An 18,169-nucleotide genomic window follows, 5' to 3' on the forward strand; every position below is an offset into this window, starting at 1 on the left:
ATCGTTCGCTTCTCCGCCCGCGCAGCGCAGCGGCGCGGCCATCGTCGTCATCTGCGGCCCGGTGGCCGCGCGTACGTCGCTCACCGGGTCTCCTCGTTCGCTTCTCCGCCCGCGCAGCGCAGCGGCGCGGCCATCGTCGTCATCTGCGGCCCGGTGGCCGCGCGTACGTCGCTCACCGGGTCTCCTCGGTCCTGATCATCATCGTCGTCGACGTCGTGGTCATGTGGTCGTCCCTGCCCTCGCAGGGCAGCAGGCGGGCCAGGGCTGTCGCGAGCATCCGGCGGACGTTCACGGGGCCACCCCCGTGACGGGCAGTCCCAGCTCCTCCGGGAGGCCCAGCGCGATGTTCATGCTCTGCAGCGCGCCGCCGGCGGTGCCCTTGGTGAGGTTGTCGATCACGCTCACCGCGACGATCCGGCCGGCCGCCTCGTCGAGGGCGACCTGCACGAGCGCGGTGTTGGCGCCCTGGACGTGGGCCGTCGCCGGCCACCGCCCCTCGGGCAGCAGGTGGACGAAGGGCTCGCCCTCGAAGGCCTTCTCGTACGCGGCCCGCACCTCCCGCGCCGTGACGCCGGGGCGCGCCTTGGCGCTGCACGTGGCGAGGATGCCGCGGGGCATGGGCGCGAGGGTCGGGGTGAAGGAGACGGTCACGGGCTCCCCGGCGACGGCGGAGAGGTTCTGCGCCATCTCGGGGGTGTGCCGGTGGGTGCCGCCGACGCCGTAGGGGCTCATGGAGCCCATGACCTCGCTGCCGAGCAGGTGCGGCTTGGCCGCCTTGCCGGCGCCGGACGTGCCGGAGGCGGCGACGATCACGGCCTCGGGCTCGGCGAGGGCCGCCGCGTAGGCGGGGAAGAGGGCGAGCGAGACGGCCGTGGGGTAGCAGCCGGGGACGGCGATGCGCCGGGTCCCGCTCAGCGCAGCCCGGCCGCCGGGCAGCTCGGGCAGGCCGTAGGGCCAGGTGCCGGCGTGGGGGGTGCCGTAGAACCGCTCCCACGCACCCGCGTCGGCGAGCCGGAAGTCCGCGCCGCAGTCGACGACGAGGACGTCGTCGCCGAGCGCCTCGGCCACCGCCGCGGACTGCCCGTGCGGGAGCGCGAGGAAGACGACGTCGTGCCCGGCGAGCACGGCGGGCTCCGTCGGCTCCAGGACCCGGTCCGCGAGCTGCGGAAGGTGGGGCTGGAGGGCGCCCAGGCGCTGTCCGGCGTTGGAGTTCCCGGTGAGGGCGCCGACGCGTACCTCGGGATGTCCGAGCAGCAGGCGCAGCACCTCGCCGCCCGCGTATCCGCTCGCTCCGGCCACTGCCGCTCGTATTGCCATGGGTCGGTCCTCCTCCGTATGCAGCATGACTATACGAACGAAGGAAGTTTTATGCAACGAGGACCCGAAAAAACGGCCGGAAGAACCGGCCGCGAGGACGGGAGGGACCACGAAAAGCCGAGGGCCAGGACCGCGGGGGTCGTCCTGGCCCTCGGCTTCCCGCGCGTCAGCCCCGGGGGAGGGCGTCGGCGCGGGCGGAGAGCCAGGCCTCGAAGGACTGCAGCTCCGGGTTGAGCTCCCGGGCCCGGCCGAGGTCGCGTGCGCCGACGAACTCCGTCTCGTTCTCGGCGTAGTACTGGAACATGTTGGCGGTCTCGACGGAGAACGCCCGCAGCTGCTCGAAGGGCTGCGCGACGTAGGCCACCGGCTCGCCGTAGACCTTGCTCATGACGGCCGCGTACTCCTCGCCGGTGAGGTGGTCGCCGGCGACGCTCACCGTCCGCCCGATCATCTCGTCGCCGCGGCGCAGGATCCCGTACGCGGTGCGGCCGACGTCCTCGGAGGCGATGCCGGACAGCTTGGCGTCGCCCATGGCCAGGACGAGCGCGAGGCGGCCCCGCTCGTCGCGGCGCGGCGCCATCATGCCGAGGAAGACGTCGTAGTTGAAGCTCGTGCGCAGGAACGTGGTCGGCACACCCTCCGCGCGGAACAGCTCGTCGGCCTCGGCCTTGGCGTCGAAGTGGGGGACGGTGTAGCGGCCCTCGTCGAGCGTCGGCACCCGCTCGCCACCGAGCCCGAAGAACGGGCGGGTGTCCTCCAGGGTGGACCAGACGAGGTGGCGCACGCCCGCGGCCCGGGCGGCCCGCGCGGCGTTGCCGGCCTGGGCCAGCTCCATCTCGGCGGCGGTGCGCGCCCGCACCTCGTCGGCGGAGCGCTGCTCCCAGAAGTTGGTCACCACGAACGCGCCGTGGGCGCCCTCGAACGCGGCGCGCAGCCCGGCCTCGTCATCGAGGTCGGCCTCGACCACCTCGGCGCCGAGGTCGGCGAGGGCCTTGGCCTTGGCCGAGCCGGCGTTGCGGGTGATCGCCCGGACGGCGAAGCCGCCGTCGCGGTCCGCCAGGATCGCCCGCGCCAGGCCGCCACCCTGGGCACCGGTCGCCCCCACCACCGCGATGATCTTCTGCTCGTTCATCGAGTCCTCCCCGAACTCCGAACTCCAGGTTGATATGACAACCAACGTAATGAGCTCGGGTTGATGCGTCAACCTATGGCTAGAATGCGTCGCATGGCAGAGGAACCCTGGCTTGACGAGACCCAGCAGCGGGCGTGGCGGGCCTACCTGGCCATGAGCAAACGCCTGAGCACCCATCTGGGACGGCAGTTGCAGCGGAAGTTCGACCTGTCGCCGCAGGACTTCGAGATCCTGGTGAACCTGTCCGAGGTGCCGGGGCGGCGGCTGCGTGCGGTCGAGCTGGCTCGGGCCACGCAGTGGGAGAAGAGCCGGCTCTCCCACCAGCTCTCCCGCATGGAGAAGCGCGGCCTCGTCCGCCGCGAGGCGGTGCCGGGCGTCCGCTATCCGGAGATCGTGCTGACCGACCAGGGCTACGCGGCGATCGTCCGCGCGGCGCCGACGCACGCGGCGTCCGTGCGCGCCCTGGTCGTCGAGACGCTCGGGCCGGAGCTGCTGGAGCGCTTCGGGGAGGCGTGCGCCACGATCGAGGCGAAGCTCGACGAGACCGAGACCGAGACCGAGAGCGAGACCGGGGACGGGGACGGGGGCGAGGCGGCGGACCCCTGCTGACGGCAATCGTTTCCGGCCATACGCGGGCGGGTGCGGCCCCGGTGAGGGACCACACCCGCCCGCGATGTCGTACGGATCACACCCGTCGCCGCACCCGCCGTCACCGGCTCCCGGCCGGCGCCACCACCGGCTCCTTGCCGGGCACCGGACGGCGCACCGCGTCCCCCGCCGCCGGGTGGAGGCACAGGGCCCCGGCCAGGGCGCCCAGCGAGATGAGCGCGAGCAGGCCGAACGCCACACCGTAGGCCGTGCCCGGCCCGGGCGCGCCCGGCAGCAGGCCACCGAGGGGCCCGCCGGCGCGCAGGGCGACCGTGGCGGCGACGACACCGAGGCCCGCGGCCGCCTGCTGGGCGGTGGACTGAAGGGTGTTGGCGTGCCGCATCCGCTCGTGCGGGATGTCGGCGAACGCGATGACCTGATAGCAGGTCAGGCCCAGCGAGCGGGCGGCTCCGGCGAGCACGGCGACCGCGATCACGAGGGCGAGCGGCGTCGCCGCGGTGAGGAGCCCGCACAGCGCCGTCGTGGCGCCGACGCCGAGGGTGGCCGCGAGCAGCAGCGGCCGGAAGCCGAAGCGGTCGAGCAGGTACGTGGTCGCGGGCTTGATGCCGATGTTGCCCACGAAGACGAACAGCACGACGGCGCCCGACTTCACCGCGCTCCAGCCGAAGGCCTCCTGGAAGAGCAGCGGCAGCAGGAAGGGCACGGCCGCGACGACGATCCAGAAGAGCGAGCCGCCGGACACCGAGGCGCGGAACGTCGTCACCTTCAGGGTGCGCAGGTCGACCAGCGGCCGGGCGGTGCGCAGCAGGTGCCACGCGGCGGCGGCGAGGAGCAGCGCGGCGAGAGCGCCGGCGGCGGCCGCGGGCGGCCAGGGCGCGCCCGCCTCGGACAGCAGGTGCGCGGTCCACGTCAGCGCGCCGAGCCCGGTGGAGGTGAGCAGGACGCCGAGGACGTCCAGGGGCGGGGCGGCGGGCCCGGCCGGGGCAGCGTCGATCAGCCGCCACGCGACGGCGAAGGCGACCGCGCCGAGCGGGAGGTTGACGAGGAACATCCACTGCCAGCCCGCGTAGGTGGTGAGCAGTCCGCCGATCAGCGGCGCGACGACCGGCGCGACCAGGGCGGGCCAGACGATGTAGGCCACCAGCCGGGGTATGTCGGGCTTGTCGGCCCGGGCGACGACCATCAGCCGTCCGACCGGCACCATCATCGCGCCGCCCGCGCCCTGTACGACCCGCATGGCGACGAGCGGGCCGAGGCTGTCGCTGAGCGCGCAGCCGAGGGAGGCGAGGGTGAAGACGGCGATGGCGGTGAGGAAGACGCGCCGCGCCCCGAACCGGGCGGTGAGCCAGCCGCTGAGGGGGATGAGGACGGCCAGGGTCACCAGATAGGCGGTGACGACCAGTCCGATCGCGGCCGGGGCGACGCCCAGGGACTCCCCCATGCGGGCGGCGGCCGTCGTCACGATCGTGCCGTCGAGGTTCTCCATGAAGAAGCAACCCGCCACCAGGAGGGCGGTGTTGCGCTGCGCTGTGTCGATCATCAGTTCCATCGCTTTCTCGTCCCGTCCATCCTGGAACGCGCGACCCTTGACCACAAGGTCCGAATGCTCAGAGGAGCTTTGACCCGTATGCAACGATGAGGCCGTGCAACTGCCCGACATGAACCTGCTCCCCGCCCTCGACGCCCTGCTCCGCGAGGGCAGCGTCACCGGGGCCGCGGCCCGGATGAACGTCTCCCCCTCGGCGATGAGCCGCACCCTCGGCCGGCTGCGCCGGGTGCTGGACGACCCGCTGCTGGTGCCCGCCGGGCGGGGCCTGGCCCTCACCCCCCGGGCGCTGGAGCTGCGACCGAGGGTGGAGGCGGCCCTGGCCGGGGCGCTGGCCGCGCTCCGGCCCGCGCAGCCGGTGGACATCGCGGCCGTCCAGCGGCGGTTCACGCTGCGCACCAACGACGGGCTGTCCCTCGTCCTGGGGCCCGCCCTGACCGAGCGGGTGGCCCGGGAGGCGCCCGGCATCCAGCTGCGGATCCTGCCGGAGGAGGACGAGGACCCGGCGGACCTGCGCGACCGCGTCGACCTGGACATCGGCCACCTCCCCGAACTCCCGCCCGACGTACGCGCCCGGACCCTGGCCCGGAACGGCTACGCGGCGGTCCACCGGGCCGACGCGCCCGGCGCGGACGAGCCGCTGACCCCCGCGCGCTTCGCGGCGGTCCCGCACGTCACCGTCTCGCGGCGGGGCCGCTTCCACAGCGTCGTCGACGAGCGGCTGGCGGCCCTGGGGCTGAGCCGCCGGGTCCTGGCGACCGTCCCGTCGCCCCTCACCGCCTGCTTCCTGGCGCTGCGCGGCGACCTCCTGGCGCTGGTGCCCGCGGCCGTGGCGACGCGGGCCGCCGGGGAACTGCCGCTGGCCGTCCGGGAGATCCCCCTGGACCTGCCGTCGGTCGACGTCGGCATGGCCTGGCACGTACGGCTGGACACCGACCCCGCGCACCGGTGGCTGCGGGCGGCGGTGGCACGGATCGTGGCCGGACCGGAGGCCACGGCCCGGGAACTCCCCTAGCCGGCCAGTTCGTCGTGGGCGGTGCGCAGCCGGCGGACGCCCTCGGCCAGTTCGGCGGTGCTCGCGGCCGCCGCGAAGCACAGCCGCAGGTGCGGCGCGGGGGGCTCGGCACAGAAGAAGGGCCGGCCGGGCCCGACGGAGACGCCGGCGCGCAGCGCGGCGGCGGCCAGGGCGCTCTCGTCGGTGCCGTCGGGGAGGCGGAACCAGACGTGGAAGCCGCCGGGCGGTACGAACGTGGCGGTGAGGCCCGGCAGTTCCCGGCGCACCGCGGTGAGCAGGGCCTCGCGGCGGACGCGCAGCTCGGCGGCGACCGTACGGCGGTGGCGGGCCCAGGCGGGCGAGCCGACGAGTTCCAGGGCGGCCTCCTGGAGCGGGCGGGGGACGAAGAAGCTGTCGACGATCTGGATGGCCCGCAGCCGGTCCAGGGCCGGCCCCTGGGCGGCGAGGGCGCCGACGCGGAGGCTGGGCGAGGTGAACTTGGTGAGCGAGCAGACGTGCACCACCACGCCGTCGGGGTCGTCGGCGGCGAGGGTGGGGGGCAGTGGCAAGGCGTCCTCGTGGGTGAGCCGGCGCGCGAAGTCGTCCTCGATGACGAAGGCGCCGGCCGCGCGGGCGACCCGCAGCACCTCGGCGCGCCGCTCGGCGGCGAGGACGGTGCCGGTGGGGTTCTGGAAGAGCGGCTGGCAGACGAGGACGCGGGCGCGTACGGCCCGGAACGCCTCGGCGAGCAGGTCGGGGCGCAGGCCGTCGGCGTCGACGGGCACGGGCACGGGCCGCAGTCCGGAGGCGCGGGCGGCGGCGAGCATGCCGGGGTAGGTCGGGGACTCCACGAGCACGGGCGCCCCGGGCGGGGCGAGGGCGCGCAGCGCGGTGGTCAGGGCGCTCTGGCCGCCGGCGGTGACGAGCACGTCGGAGGCGGTCAGGGTGCCCGCGGGGCCGCCGATCTCGCGGGCGAACCAGGCCCGCAGCTCCTCCACCCCCTCCAGGGGCGGCCGCCCCCAGGCCCCGGGCCGGCGTCCGGCGCGGGCCAGGGCGGCGCCCAGGGCGCGTTCGGGCTGGAGCGTGGGGTGGAGGTAGCCGCCGGTGAGCTCGACGACGCCGGGCGGCGGGGCGGCCAGGCTGGAGGCGATGCCGAGCGCGTCGACCGACCGGGGGACGGACTCGTCGCCGGTCTCGGCGCTGAGCGCGACCTGCTGCCAGGAGGTGTCGCCCGCGGCGGCGGGCGCGGGGCGCGGCCCGGCGCGGAAGGCGCCCGCGCCCGGGCGGGTGACGACCAGGCCCTCGGCGACGAGCACGGCCAGCGCCCGGGAGACGGTGACGGGGCTGACGCGATAGCGGTCGACGAGGGCACGACTGGACGGCAGCTTCTCACCTGGAGAGTAGCGGTTGATGTCCCCTCGGAGGATTCCGGCCAATTCCGCGACGCTGCTACGCTCATGCATGACAGCACAAGATAGCGCTACTCATCGCTCCGCGATAGCGGTGAGCCCCTCGCCGGCCGACGGCGGCCGGAGCACCCGCGGCCTGCTGCTGGCCGCCCTCGCGGTGGTCACCTTCTCCCTCACCTTCCCCGGCACCGCCTGGGCGTTGGAGGGGCTCGGCCCGTGGTCGACGGTCACCTGCCGGCTGGCCCTGGCGGGCCTGCCCGCGGGCGTCGCCCTGCTCGTCGTCCGGGCGCCGCGGCCCACCCGCCGCCAGTGGCCCGGCCTGCTGATCGTCACCGCCGGTACGGTCGTCGGCTTCCCCCTGCTCACCACCCTCGCCCTGCGCACCTCCACGACCTCCCACGCGGCCGTGATCGTCGGGCTGCTGCCGCTGACGACCGCCGCCTACACGGCGGCGCGCACCGGGGTACGGCACTCCCGGCTCTTCTGGGCCGCCGCGGGCACCGGGGCGGTCGTGGTGGCGGGGTTCGCGCTGTGGCAGAGCGGCGGTGCGCCGTCCGGCGGCGACCTCTACCTCTGCGGGGCCCTGCTGATCTGCGCGGCGGGCTACTCCGAGGGCGGCCGGCTGGCCCGGGAGATGCCCGGCTGGCAGATCATCGCCTGGGCGCTGGTGCTGTGCCTGCCGGTGGCCGTCGCGGGTGCGGCGTTCGCCCTGACGGCCGAACCGGTGCGGCTGACCACCCAGACGGTGGCCGGGCTGCTCTGGGTGGCGGTCGGCTCGCAGTTCGTGGGGCTGTGGATCTGGTACCGGGGCATGGCCGCGATCGGCGTGGCCCGAGCCAGCCAGCTCCAGCTGGCCCAGCCCCTGCTCACCCTGGTCTGGTCGGTCGTGCTGCTGGGCGAGCGGCTCAGCCCGGCGGCGCCCGTGGCCGCGGTCGCCGTGCTGGCGTGCATCGCGCTGACCCAGCGGGCCGCGCGCTGAGGGCCGGGCCGTCCCCGGCGGGCGGCCGGGGATTTCCCGGACGCGCCCTATACCGCCCGCCGACCTAGGCTGGGAGTATCCGAGTGCGCCTGTCCCATCTCTCGACGAAAGGGTCACGTCGATGCATGCGAGCAAGGGCGACCGTCTGGTGGTGCACGGCCGTGTGGTCGGGCAGAAGGACCACGTGGTGGAGATCGTCGAGGTCCTGGGACCCCAGGGCAATCCGCCCTACCGCGTCCGGAGCGAGAACGGCCACGAGACGATCATGTCGCCGGGCCCCGACTCCGTGGTGGACCACCGCAAGGCCTCCGACCTGGGGTAGGCCGGCCGGCCGCGACCGGCCCCGGCCTCAGCGCGGCGGGCGCGCGCGGTGGGGGTAGTGGTCCTTCACCACGCGCGCCAACGCGCCGATGCGGTCCTCGGCGACGTTCCGGGCCGAGAAGTAGACGTTGCCGACCACCTCGGGGTGCGCCCGGCCCAGGGCGACGTGCCGGGAGAGCTCGGCGGGGTCCTGCCAGGGCGCGGGCTGCGCCGGGTCGCCGGCCCGGTACAGGGCCTCCCCGATGCAGAGGTGGACACCGGTGCCCCGGACGGTCCCGGCCCACCAGGCCAGGAGCTTGGGATAGTCGGCGGCGGGGAAGCCGATGTGCCAGTAGCACTGCGGGACGATGTAGTCGATCCAGCCCTCGCGGACCCATTTACGGGTGTCGGCGTACAGGTCGTCGTACGTCTGCACCCCGGCCCGGGTGTCGGAGCCCAGCGGGTCCGTGGCGCGGTTGCGCCAGACGGCGAAGGGGCTGACGCCGAACCGCACATGGCGCTTGCGCCGCTTGACGCGCTCGGCCGTCTCCCGCACCAGCCGGTCGATGTTGTCGCGCCGCCACGCGGCGCGGTCGGGGAAGCCCGCGCCGTAGCGCTCGAAGGCCGCCGTGTCGTCGAAGGTCTGCCCGGCCACGGGGTACGGGTAGAAGTAGTCGTCGAAGTGCACGCCGTCCAGGTCGTAGCGCCAGACCGCGTCCAGCATGGCGTCCTCCACGAAGCGCCGGACCTCGGGCAGGCCGGGGTTGTAGTAGAGCTTGCCGCCGTAGGGCAGCACCCAGCCGGGGTGGACACGGGCCGGGTGGGTGGGCGTCAGCCGGGAGGGGTCGGTGTGGTTGGCGACGCGGTAGGGGTTGAACCAGCCGTGCAGCTCCAGTCGGCGGCGGTGCGCCTCGCGCACCGCGAAGGCCAGCGGATCCCAGCCGGGCGACCGGCCCTGAGTGCCGGTCAGATATTCCGACCAGGGCTCGTAGCGCGACGGCCAGAAGGCGTCGGCCGTCGGCCTGACCTGCAACAGGACGGTGTTGAGCCGGTGGGCCACGGCGGCGTCGAACAGCGCGAGGAGCTCGGCCTGTTGCCGTTCGGGCGGCAGGCCGGGCCGGGACGGCCAGTCGACGTTGACGACCGTGGCCGCCCACACGCCCCGGAACTCCCGCCGGTTCAGGCGCCCGCCGCCGGGCGCCGGGGCCGCGGCCGCCCCGCCCGCGGCCAGCATCGCCGTCATCGTGCCCGCGGCGGCCACACCGAACCCTCTTCGTGTCATACGTCTCATTTGTCGCTCCTCTCTGCTCGAGGATGCCTCGTGTGTCACACCATTCGCGCAGAGCATGCCCGCCCCGGCCCTCTCGGCACCGCGTCCCGCGGAGTAACGTCTTGCGACAGGCGGGAGCCGGACGACCTTCGACCACCCGCGGCAATCGACGAAGATCAGCGAAAGGCACGAGGTGACAGACTCAATCGCCGGCATTGCACGCGTCGGAGTGGTGGGCTGCGGCCAGATGGGCGCGGGCATCGCGGAGGTGTGCGCCCGGGCCGGCCTGGACGTCAGGGTCGCCGAGACCACCGGTGACGCGCTGGAGCTGGGGCGCACCCGCCTGACCAACTCCCTCGGCAAGGCCGCCGAACGCGGCAAGATCACCGAAGCGGAGCGGGACGCCACCCTGGCCCGGCTGTCCTTCACCACCGACCTCGGCGAGTTCGCCGACCGCGACCTGGTCATCGAGGCCGTCGTGGAGAACGAGCAGGTCAAGACGGAGATCTTCCAGGTCCTGGACCAGGTGGTGACCAGCCCGGACGCGATCCTGGCCTCCAACACCTCCTCCATCCCGCTGGTGAAGCTGGCCGTGGCGACCTCCCGCCCCGACAAGGTCATCGGCATCCACTTCTTCAACCCCGCCCCGGTGCAGCAGCTCGTGGAGCTGATCCCCGCGCTCACCACCGGCGAGGAGACGATCCGGCGCGCCGAGGCGCTCGTGGGCAAGGTGCTGGGCAAGCACGCCATCCGCGCCCAGGACCGCTCCGGGTTCGTGGTCAACGCCCTGCTCATCCCCTACCTGCTCTCCGCCATCCGGATGTTCGAGTCGGGCATCGCCAGCCGCGAGGACATCGACAACGGCATGGAGCTCGGCTGCGCCCACCCGATGGGCCCGCTGCGGCTGTCCGACCTCATCGGCCTGGACACCGTCGCCTCGGTCGCGGACAGCATGTACGCCGAGTACAAGGAGCCGCTGTACGCCGCCCCGCCGCTGCTCCAGCGCATGGTCGACGCGGGCCGGCTGGGCCGCAAGACCGGCTCGGGCTTCTACACCTACTGACCGCCCGCCCACCCGCCGTCCGCTGACCGACAGTCACCGGCCGCTCCCCCGCCGGGACATCCGGCGGGGCCGCCCTTCACACGGGGTGTGCGCCGGTGACCCGCGGATACCCTCCGCACACGCTCCCGCCCCGCCCGTCCGCACGGTTGACTCGGATCGTCGTCACCACGCATGGACTCTTCCGGAAGGGGTACGGACCGTGACCATCCATCCCGAGCGCGCGGCCGGGGCGGCCGAGCTCGCGGAGCTCAGGCGCAGCCTCGACGTCGGCGTCGTCCGCATCGACGGGGACCTCGCCCTGCTCACCCAGCGCAGCGACCAGGCGGAGCGCGATCTCCTGGAGATGACGGAGCGGGTACGGGCCCTGGAGCACGGCAGGTGGCCGCTGCCGTCGCTCGCCGCGCTCACCGGCCTCGCCGGGCTGGCGGTCGCCGTCTGGCAGGCGGCCGGCCGGTGAGCGCGGAACCACGGGGAGAACGACCGGTGCCGCGGAGGCGTCAGCCGAGCCGGATGTGGTGCAGGAGCAGCAGGGCCGCCGCCATGTTGGCGGCCGGCACCTCACCGCGGGCGATCAGGTCGGGCACCAGCTTGAGCGGCACCCACTCCCGCCGGTCCGACTCGAAGCCGTCCTCCGGGTCGCCGATGTACTCGGCCTCGTCCGTCCAGTAGATGTGGTGCCGGGCGTCGGTGAGACCGTTGGACGGCTCGACCGACATCAGGTGCCGCAGCCGGCCGGGCCGCCATCCGGTCTCCTCCTCCATCTCACGGGCCGCCGCGCGGGCGATGTCCTCGCCGTCCTCGACGACGCCGGCCGCCAGCTCCCAGCCCCAGTTGTCGGTGATGAATCGGTGCCGCCACAGCAGCAGGACCTCGTTGGCCGCATTGACCACCGTGGCCACGGCGACGGGCCGCAGCCGGATGAGGAAGTGGTCGAGATGGCGGCCGTCGGGGAGTTCGACGTCCGCGAGATTGACCTGGAACCAGCGGTTCTCGTAGACGGTCAGCTCGCTGAGATTCTTCCAACGCACGTTGTTGCCACCTTCCGCCGAGGTGGCCACCTCCCGGGCGCTGTCCCGGCGACTTCCCTCACAAGGGCACGCGCAACGCCCCGTCGATCATCTCGGCGGCCTCGGCCGTGGCCGCGCACCCACTTTCGATCAGGTGCTCGCGCACCGCACGGAGCCGGTCCCGTAAGCGCTGCGATTCCATGCCTCTCGCCTGCTCGGTCATCTCCCGTGCGGTGGCCACCGCCTTGTCCGCGTCTCCCTGACGCAGCTCGATGTGCGTGAGCATGGCGAGCCGGTGGACACGGCCCCGGTCGTGGGCGGGGGTGTCGACGGCCCGGTCCGCGTGCTCACGGGCGGGCCCGAGGTCGCCGAGGCTCAGCAGCGCCTCGGCCACCTGTACGTTCACCAGGCCGGGCTGGACGTAGCCGGTCTCGGCGGGCTCCTGGCCACGGTGGATGCGTTCGGCGGCCGCCTCGGCGCGCCGGATGCAGCCCAGCGCCCCGGCGCCGTCGCCGAGCCGCGCGTAGGCCTTGGCCTGCATGGCGTAGAGATCGGCGGCGAGGGCGGGGGTGAGGTCGGAGCCCGCGGCCCGCAGCGCGGACTCGGCGAAGGCCACGGCCTGGCGGTACTCCCCCATGAAGAGCGACTGGTTGACGAGCAGGGCGATCACATACGCGCCCAGGCCCCGGTCCCCGCTGGCCTTGGCCAGCCGCAGCGCCTGGTGGAAGTAGCGCTGGGCCAGGCCGTGCGCGTCGGAGTCGTACGCGCAGATGCCGGCGACGGCCACCAGACCGCCGGTGGCGCGGTGGAGCTGGCGCCCCATGGCGTCCGAATAGCCGCCGCGCAGCAGCGGGGCGGCCTCGGCGTTGAGGAAGCCGACCACCCGGCCGCGCGTCGCCACGCCCCCGGCCTTGCGGTACATCTGCTCGTAGTGGGCGCGGGCCGCGCGGAGCATCTCGATGTCGTCGAGCGAGACGCGGGTCAGCCCGCGCCGGGAGACGTCGGCGTCCTCGGGCGGGTTCTCCCACTCCCAGACGGGGATGACCGCCGGGGTGCCGGTGACGGCGGGGGCCCGTACGACGTGCTCGCGCTGCTGCTCGTCGGAGCGCCACAGGGCGGTGGCGCGGTCGACGAAGCCGGACAGCGGGGTGCCGGGCGCCCGGGGCGTGCCGGGGGTGCCCAGGCCGATGTCGTCGAGGGTCAGCGCACGGTGCAGCCGCTCGCCGAGGACCTCGCAGATCAGGTCCGGTACCTGGCCGCGGGGCCGCTGGCCCTTGAGCCAGCGGGCGACGGCGGTGTGTTCGTAACGCAACGCCAGTCCCCTGGCCCGGCCCGCCGCGTTGATGTGGGCGGCCAGGCCGGCGTGGGATATCCCGGCCTCGTCGAGGATGGCGTCGAGCAGTGTGTTGGGCTCCATACCCCGCCCTCCGGTGCGCTCGGTGGGATCAGCGTAGTGGAGACCGCTTCGCACGGGGTGTGAACGCGCCACCGCCCGAACGGGCCCGCGCGGAGCGCTCAGTGACGGGCGCAGGCCGCCGGTTCGGGGAGGCGCTCGGGGAGGCGCTCGCGGTCGTTGCGCAGGGCCAGCAGGGCGAAGTCGTCGCCGAGCCGGCCGCCGGTGTGGCGCAGCAGGGCGGCCTGGACGTGCTCGACGACGGCGTCAGGGGCGAACGGGACGCGGCGGGCGGCCTCGGTGAGGGTGCCGGTCAGCGGGAAGAAGGCCCCGGCGGCGTCGCGGGCGTCCTCGGCACCGTCGGTGTGGAGCACCAGGGCGTCGCCGGGCCGCAGCCGGTCCAGGGCGAGCAGGGGCAGTTCGGCGGGGAGCGGGAAGGCACCGAGCGGGGGCAGCGGGTCGCCGGGGGCCATGGCGACGGCGCGGGGCGGGCCGTGGCCGGTGGCGGTGATGCGGTGCGGCCAGGGGTGCCCGCAGTTGAGGGCGAGGATGTCGCCGCGGGCACTGACCTCCAGCAGCAGGACGGTCACGAACTCCTCGGCGTCCCTCTCGGGGGCGCCCGGCGTGTGCTCGGCGCGGGCCCGCTCGCGCAGGTGGCGTTGCAGGGCGCGTTCGAGGCGGCGCAGCACCCCGGGGAGTTCGGGTTCGTCGTGGGCGGCCTCGCGGAAGCTGCCGAGCAGGGCGGCGACGGTGGCCAGGGCGGGCAGGCCGTGGCCGCGGACGTCGCCCATGACGACGCGGACGCCGTGCGGGGTGGCCAGCGCCTCGTAGAGGTCGCCGCCGACGAGGGCGCCGCGGCTGGCGGAGAGGTGGCCGCCGGCCAGGGCGAGGCCGTCGAGCAGGGGCGGCAGCGGGCGCAGCAGGGCGCGCTGGGCGGCGGTCGCCACCTCGCGGAGGTGCTCCACCTCCGCGGCGAGGCGCCGGCCGCGGCCCGAGGCCAGATAGCTGGCGGCGACGACGGCGAGGATGGCGCCGCAGGTGCCGAGCCGGGTGCCGGGGTCGGTGTGGCCGGTGGAGCCCAGGGGGACGAGCGCGAACAGCGCGCAGGCCCCGCCCAGGACGACGCACTGGCGGCGGCCGCTGCCGGCGCAGGCGATCGCGGGCGCGGCGGCGAGGAGCTGGACGCACTGCGCTCCCAGGGGATTCAGCAGTTCCCAGCAAACGACCCCGAGGACCCAGAGCCCGGGCAGCGCCACCACCAGAGCACGCCGCCAGCGAAGCGCCTGTGTACGGATCATGCCGTCGGCCCCCCATTGCAGCAATGACGCGCTCGATTCTCGCGAGCGGCCACGCGAAAGTAACGACTCGACCCGCCGATTCCACCCTATTGAGTGATATTCGGCGTGTGCCTCGCTGACGATGCGTGATACGCGAAGGGGCGCCCCGGAGATCCGGGGCGCCCCTGGGCGTCCTGTGACGCGCCGTCCGCGGGCCGTCAGGCGCCGCGCAGCACCGCGCCCGTGCGCTCCACGGCCACCTGGACGGCCGCGTCACGGGCCGCCGAGGCCTCCTCGGCGGTCAGCGTACGGTCGGCGGCGCGGAAGCGCAGCGCGTACGCCAGCGACTTCCTGCCCTCGCCCAGCTGGGCGCCGGTGAAGACGTCGAACAGACGCAGCGACTCCAGCAGCTCGCCCGCGCCGGCCCGCAGGGCGGCCTCGACGTCGGCCGCGGCGACCGAGGAGTCCACGACCAGCGCGACGTCCTGGGTGGCCACCGGGAAGGTGGAGACGTGCGGGCCCGTGACCGCGCCGGCACCGGCGCGCTCCAGCAGGTCCAGCTCGATCTCCATCGCGCAGGTGCGCTCCGGCAGGCCGAACGCCTTGGTGACGCGCGGGTGGAGCTCACCGGCGTTGCCGACGAGCACCTCCTCGCCGTCGACGACGGCGAGCAGCGCGGCGCAGCGGCCGGGGTGGAACGGGGCCTGCTGGTCCTGCCGGACGATCAGCTCGACACCGGCCTCACGGGCCACGGCGCGGCCCGCCTCGATGGCGTCCGCCCACAGGGCCGGGCGACCGGCGCCCCACCAGCCGGCCCGCTCGCGGGCGCCGGCGAGGACCACGGCGGCGCGGCGCGGCTGCCGGGGCAGCGCGGCGTCGAGCGCGGCGATCTCCTCGTCGGTCGGACGGCGGTCGATGGGCAGGCGCACCGGCGCCGCCTCGTCACCGTTGGGACGGAAGACCAGGCCGGTCTCGAAGAGCGCCAGGTCGTGCTCGCCCCGGCTGTCGTTGCGGCGCAGGGCGGAGAACAGCCCCGGCAGCAGCGTGGTGCGCAGCAGCGGCTCGGCGTCGGAGAGCGGGTTGACCAGGCGCACGGCGGTGCGGCGCGGGTCGTCGGCCTCCAGGCCCAGGTGGTCCAGGGCCCACTCCCCCACGAAGGGGTAGTTGAGCGCCTCGACGTAGCCCGCGCCGGCCAGTGCCCGGCCGACCCGGCGGTGGAGGCGCTGGCGCGCGGTCAGGCCGCGGCCTGCGGGCGGCTGCGGGAGGGAGGACGGGACGTTGTCGTAGCCCTCCAGCCGGATGACCTCCTCGGCGAGGTCGTTCGGGTCGGTGAGGTCCGGGCGCCAGCTGGGCACGGTGACGATCAGCTCGTCCTGCCCGTAGACGTCGCAGCCGACCTCCTGGAGGCGGCGCACGACGGTCTCGCGGCCGTACTCCACGCCCGCCACGCGGTCGGGGTGGTCGGCGCGCAGCGTGATGGTGCGCGGGCCGCTGGGGGCGACCAGCTCGGTGACGCCCGCCTCGGCGGTGCCGCCGGCCAGCAGCACCAGCAGGTCGACGGTGCGCTGGGCGGCCGCGGAGGCCGCCTGCGGGTCCACGCCGCGCTCGAAGCGCTTGGACGCCTCGGTCGACAGCTTGTGGCGGCGGGCGGCCCGGGCCACGACCATCGGGTCGAAGTGCGCGGCCTCGACGACGACCTCGGTGGTGCCCCGCTCCGCGCCGTGGTCGGCGATCTCGGTCTCGGCGCCGCCCATCACACCCGCGAGCCCGATGGGGCCGCGGTTGTCGGTGATGACGAGGTCCTCGGCGTCCAGGACGCGCTTGGTGCCGTCCAGGGTGGTGAGCTTCTCGCCGGGCAGGGCGCGGCGCACACCGATCGTGCCGTCCAGCTGGGAACGGTCGTAGGCGTGCAGCGGCTGGCCCAGCTCGAGCATCACGTAGTTGGTGACGTCGACGGTCAGCGAGACCGGGCGCATGCCCGCCTTCTGCAGGCGGCGCTGCAGCCAGAGCGGGGAGCGCGCCTCGGGGTCGAGGCCGGTGACGGTGCGCGCGGTGAAGCGGTCGCAGCCGGAGGGGTCGGCGACCTGGACGGGGTAGCCGTAGCTGTTGGGCGCGGGGACGTCCAGCAGCGCCGGGTCGCGCAGCGGCAGACCGTAGGCGGTGGCGGCCTCGCGGGCGATGCCGCGCATCGACAGGCAGTAGCCGCGGTCCGGGGTGACGGCGATGTCGAGGACCTCGTCCACGAGCTGGAGCAGCTCGATGGCGTCGGTGCCGGGCTCGTACTCGGGCGGGAGCACGATGATGCCGTGGGAACCGTCGTCGCCCATGCCCAGCTCGTCGCCGGAGCAGATCATGCCGTGCGAGACCCTGCCGTAGGTCTTGCGGGCGGCGATGGCGAAGCCGCCGGGCAGCTCGGCGCCGGGCAGCACCACGACGACCTTGTCGCCGACGGTGAAGTTGCGGGCGCCGCAGACGATCTCCTGCGGCTCGCCGGTGCCGTTGGCGTCGCCGACGTCGACCGTGCAGAAGCGGATCGGCTTGCGGAAGCCCTCCAGCTCCTCGATCGTCAGCACCTTGCCGACGACCAGGGGGCCCTTGATGTCCGCGCCGAGACGCTCGACGCGCTCGACCTCGAGTCCGGCGGCGATGAGCTTGGCCTGTACGTCACGACCGGTCTCGCCCGCCGGAAGGTCGACGTATTCCCGCAGCCAGGAAAGCGGGGCGCGCATCAGATCTCCATCCCGAACGGCCGGGTGAAGCGCACGTCACCCTCGACCATGTCTCGCATGTCCTCGACGTTGTGGCGGAACATCAGCATCCGCTCGATGCCGAACCCGAAGGCGAATCCGCTGTACTTCTCCGGGTCGACGCCCGCGGCGATCAGCACCCGCGGGTTGACCATGCCGCAGCCGCCCAGCTCGATCCAGCCCTCGCTGGAGCAGGTGCGGCACGCCTTGTCGGGGTCGCCGACCGACTCACCGCGGCAGGCGAAGCACACCATGTCCATCTCGGCGGACGGCTCGGTGAACGGGAAGTACGACGGGCGCAGCCGGGTGCGCATGTCCTCGCCGAAGAGCACCCGCACCATGTGGTCCAGGGTGCCCTTGAGGTCCGCCATGGTCAGGCCCTCGTCGATGGCGAGGAGCTCGACCTGGTGGAAGACCGGGGTGTGGGTGGCGTCCAGCTCGTCCGTGCGGTACACGCGGCCCGGGCAGACGACGTAGACCGGCGGCTCGCGGTCGAGCAGCGAGCGGATCTGCACCGGGGAGGTGTGGGTGCGCAGCACGACGCCGGAGTCGCCGTCCTTCCGCGCGCCGCGCACGAAGAAGGTGTCCTGCATGGTGCGCGCCGGGTGGTCCGGGGCGATGTTGAGGGCGTCGAAGTTGAACCACTCCGCCTCGACCTCGGGGCCCTCGGCGACCTCGTAGCCCATGGCCACGAAGACGTCCTCGATGCGCTCGCTCAGCGTCGTCAGCGGGTGGCGGGCACCGGCGGGCACGCGGTCGTGCGGCAGGGTGACGTCCACCGCCTCCTCGACCAGGACGCGGGTGTCGCGCTCGGCCTCCAGCTCCGCCTGGCGGGCGGCCAGGGCCTTGTTCACGGCACCGCGGGCCATGCCCACGCGCTTGCCGGCCTCGGCCTTGGCGTGCGGGGGCAGGGCGCCGATCTCGCGGTTGGCCAGCGCCAGCGGGGAGCGGTCGCCCATGTGGGCGGCCTTGGCCTCGCGCAGGGCGTCCAGGTCGGCGGCGGCGGTGAAGGCGGCGAGCGCCTCGTCCCGCATGCGCTCGATCTCTTGCGGTTTCAGTGCCTCGACCTCGACAGGGTCGTACGACTTATTGGGTGCCGACATCTCTTCCCGTGCTTCCGATTGTC

At 74.3% G+C, this 18,169-nt stretch carries 16 protein-coding genes; 6 read left to right on the forward strand and 10 right to left on the reverse strand.

Annotated features, from left to right (window positions below; translation table 11 throughout):
* Positions 1–288 precede the first annotated feature (288 nt).
* The gene (gene argC / locus AC07BS_RS10255) at positions 289–1,317 is read right to left on the reverse strand and encodes an N-acetyl-gamma-glutamyl-phosphate reductase (protein WP_478931361.1); all 1,029 of its coding nucleotides are present in this window, start codon (positions 1,315–1,317) and stop codon (positions 289–291) included.
* A 166-nt stretch (positions 1,318–1,483) separates the two neighbouring features.
* Complete coding sequence (locus tag AC07BS_RS10260; RefSeq protein WP_478644682.1) at positions 1,484–2,449, reverse strand: NmrA/HSCARG family protein; 966 nt, start codon at positions 2,447–2,449, stop codon at positions 1,484–1,486.
* Positions 2,450–2,542: 93 nt separating this feature from the next.
* Here AC07BS_RS10260 and AC07BS_RS10265 point away from each other — a divergent pair, with 93 nt between their 5' ends.
* A complete protein-coding gene (locus tag AC07BS_RS10265; RefSeq protein ID WP_478931364.1) occupies positions 2,543–3,058 on the forward strand; it encodes a MarR family winged helix-turn-helix transcriptional regulator in 516 nt (171 codons plus the stop codon).
* A gap of 100 nt (positions 3,059–3,158) precedes the next feature.
* Here AC07BS_RS10265 and AC07BS_RS10270 read toward each other — a convergent pair whose 3' ends face one another.
* Positions 3,159–4,598, reverse strand: coding sequence for an MFS transporter (locus AC07BS_RS10270; protein ID WP_478644686.1), 1,440 nt, complete (start codon positions 4,596–4,598; stop codon positions 3,159–3,161).
* A 103-nt stretch (positions 4,599–4,701) separates the two neighbouring features.
* On the opposite strand from AC07BS_RS10270, the gene AC07BS_RS10275 reads away from it, so the two are divergent.
* Complete coding sequence (locus tag AC07BS_RS10275; protein ID WP_478931366.1) at positions 4,702–5,619, forward strand: LysR family transcriptional regulator; 918 nt, start codon at positions 4,702–4,704, stop codon at positions 5,617–5,619.
* On the opposite strand, the gene AC07BS_RS10280 is transcribed toward AC07BS_RS10275, so the two are convergent.
* The gene (locus AC07BS_RS10280) at positions 5,616–7,061 is read right to left on the reverse strand and encodes an aminotransferase-like domain-containing protein (RefSeq protein WP_478931368.1); all 1,446 of its coding nucleotides are present in this window, start codon (positions 7,059–7,061) and stop codon (positions 5,616–5,618) included. The genes AC07BS_RS10275 and AC07BS_RS10280 overlap by 4 nt on opposite strands.
* Between AC07BS_RS10280 and AC07BS_RS10285 the strand changes: the two genes are divergently transcribed.
* Positions 7,060–7,986 carry a DMT family transporter gene (locus AC07BS_RS10285; protein WP_478931369.1) on the forward strand — a complete coding sequence of 309 codons (927 nt, stop codon included), beginning with the start codon at positions 7,060–7,062 and terminating at the stop codon, positions 7,984–7,986. The genes AC07BS_RS10280 and AC07BS_RS10285 overlap by 2 nt on opposite strands.
* Before the next feature lie 121 nt (positions 7,987–8,107).
* Positions 8,108–8,308, forward strand: a complete 201-nt coding sequence (locus tag AC07BS_RS10290; RefSeq protein WP_478644695.1) for a DUF1918 domain-containing protein — start codon at positions 8,108–8,110, stop codon at positions 8,306–8,308.
* 27 nt (positions 8,309–8,335) lie between these two features.
* Here AC07BS_RS10290 and AC07BS_RS10295 read toward each other — a convergent pair whose 3' ends face one another.
* Entirely contained in the window at positions 8,336–9,577 is a 1,242-nt protein-coding gene (locus AC07BS_RS10295) for a glycoside hydrolase family 10-like protein (protein WP_478931371.1), read from the reverse strand.
* 184 nt (positions 9,578–9,761) lie between these two features.
* Between AC07BS_RS10295 and AC07BS_RS10300 the strand changes: the two genes are divergently transcribed.
* Together AC07BS_RS10300 and AC07BS_RS10305 are read left to right on the forward strand one after the other, a co-directional pair.
* On the forward strand, positions 9,762–10,619 hold the full coding sequence (locus AC07BS_RS10300) for a 3-hydroxybutyryl-CoA dehydrogenase (RefSeq protein WP_478645071.1): 858 nt from the start codon (positions 9,762–9,764) through the stop codon (positions 10,617–10,619).
* Positions 10,620–10,818: 199 nt separating this feature from the next.
* On the forward strand, positions 10,819–11,076 hold the full coding sequence (locus AC07BS_RS10305; RefSeq protein WP_478644700.1) for a hypothetical protein: 258 nt from the start codon (positions 10,819–10,821) through the stop codon (positions 11,074–11,076).
* Positions 11,077–11,116: 40 nt separating this feature from the next.
* Here the strand turns inward: AC07BS_RS10305 and AC07BS_RS10310 are convergent, their stop codons facing one another.
* The 5 genes from AC07BS_RS10310 to pheS form a co-directional block, all read right to left on the reverse strand.
* A complete protein-coding gene (locus AC07BS_RS10310; RefSeq protein WP_478644702.1) occupies positions 11,117–11,647 on the reverse strand; it encodes an NUDIX hydrolase in 531 nt (176 codons plus the stop codon).
* A 58-nt stretch (positions 11,648–11,705) separates the two neighbouring features.
* Entirely contained in the window at positions 11,706–13,043 is a 1,338-nt protein-coding gene (locus AC07BS_RS10315) for a tetratricopeptide repeat protein (protein ID WP_478644704.1), read from the reverse strand.
* Positions 13,044–13,141: 98 nt separating this feature from the next.
* Positions 13,142–14,317 (reverse strand): PP2C family protein-serine/threonine phosphatase, encoded by a 1,176-nt coding sequence (locus tag AC07BS_RS10320; protein WP_478644706.1) that lies wholly within the window; start codon positions 14,315–14,317, stop codon positions 13,142–13,144.
* Between the two features lie 197 nt (positions 14,318–14,514).
* A complete protein-coding gene (gene pheT, locus AC07BS_RS10325) occupies positions 14,515–17,025 on the reverse strand; it encodes a phenylalanine--tRNA ligase subunit beta (protein WP_478644709.1) in 2,511 nt (836 codons plus the stop codon).
* Positions 17,025–18,146: a phenylalanine--tRNA ligase subunit alpha gene (gene pheS, locus AC07BS_RS10330; RefSeq protein WP_478644711.1), complete on the reverse strand. Its 1,122-nt coding sequence runs from the start codon at positions 18,144–18,146 to the stop codon at positions 17,025–17,027. The genes pheT and pheS overlap by 1 nt, the downstream gene beginning before the upstream one ends.
* Positions 18,147–18,169 lie beyond the last annotated feature (23 nt).

It is taken from the genome of Streptomyces sp. NPDC044063, assembly GCF_056434285.1.

What these genes read in the sequence shown, in the direction of transcription:
- argC (WP_478931361.1), bottom strand. Translation starts at nt 1,317, where the DNA reads ATGGCAATACGAGCGGCAGTGGCCGGAGCGAGCGGATACGCGGGCGGC.
- AC07BS_RS10260 (WP_478644682.1), bottom strand. Translation starts at nt 2,449, where the DNA reads ATGAACGAGCAGAAGATCATCGCGGTGGTGGGGGCGACCGGTGCCCAG.
- AC07BS_RS10265 (WP_478931364.1), top strand. Translation starts at nt 2,543, where the DNA reads ATGGCAGAGGAACCCTGGCTTGACGAGACCCAGCAGCGGGCGTGGCGG.
- AC07BS_RS10270 (WP_478644686.1), bottom strand. Translation starts at nt 4,598, where the DNA reads ATGATCGACACAGCGCAGCGCAACACCGCCCTCCTGGTGGCGGGTTGC.
- AC07BS_RS10285 (WP_478931369.1), top strand. Translation starts at nt 7,060, where the DNA reads ATGACAGCACAAGATAGCGCTACTCATCGCTCCGCGATAGCGGTGAGC.
- AC07BS_RS10280 (WP_478931368.1), bottom strand. Translation starts at nt 7,061, where the DNA reads ATGCATGAGCGTAGCAGCGTCGCGGAATTGGCCGGAATCCTCCGAGGG.
- AC07BS_RS10290 (WP_478644695.1), top strand. Translation starts at nt 8,108, where the DNA reads ATGCATGCGAGCAAGGGCGACCGTCTGGTGGTGCACGGCCGTGTGGTC.
- AC07BS_RS10295 (WP_478931371.1), bottom strand. Translation starts at nt 9,577, where the DNA reads ATGAGACGTATGACACGAAGAGGGTTCGGTGTGGCCGCCGCGGGCACG.
- AC07BS_RS10315 (WP_478644704.1), bottom strand. Translation starts at nt 13,043, where the DNA reads ATGGAGCCCAACACACTGCTCGACGCCATCCTCGACGAGGCCGGGATA.
- AC07BS_RS10320 (WP_478644706.1), bottom strand. Translation starts at nt 14,317, where the DNA reads ATGATCCGTACACAGGCGCTTCGCTGGCGGCGTGCTCTGGTGGTGGCG.
- pheT (WP_478644709.1), bottom strand. Translation starts at nt 17,025, where the DNA reads ATGCGCGCCCCGCTTTCCTGGCTGCGGGAATACGTCGACCTTCCGGCG.
- pheS (WP_478644711.1), bottom strand. Translation starts at nt 18,146, where the DNA reads ATGTCGGCACCCAATAAGTCGTACGACCCTGTCGAGGTCGAGGCACTG.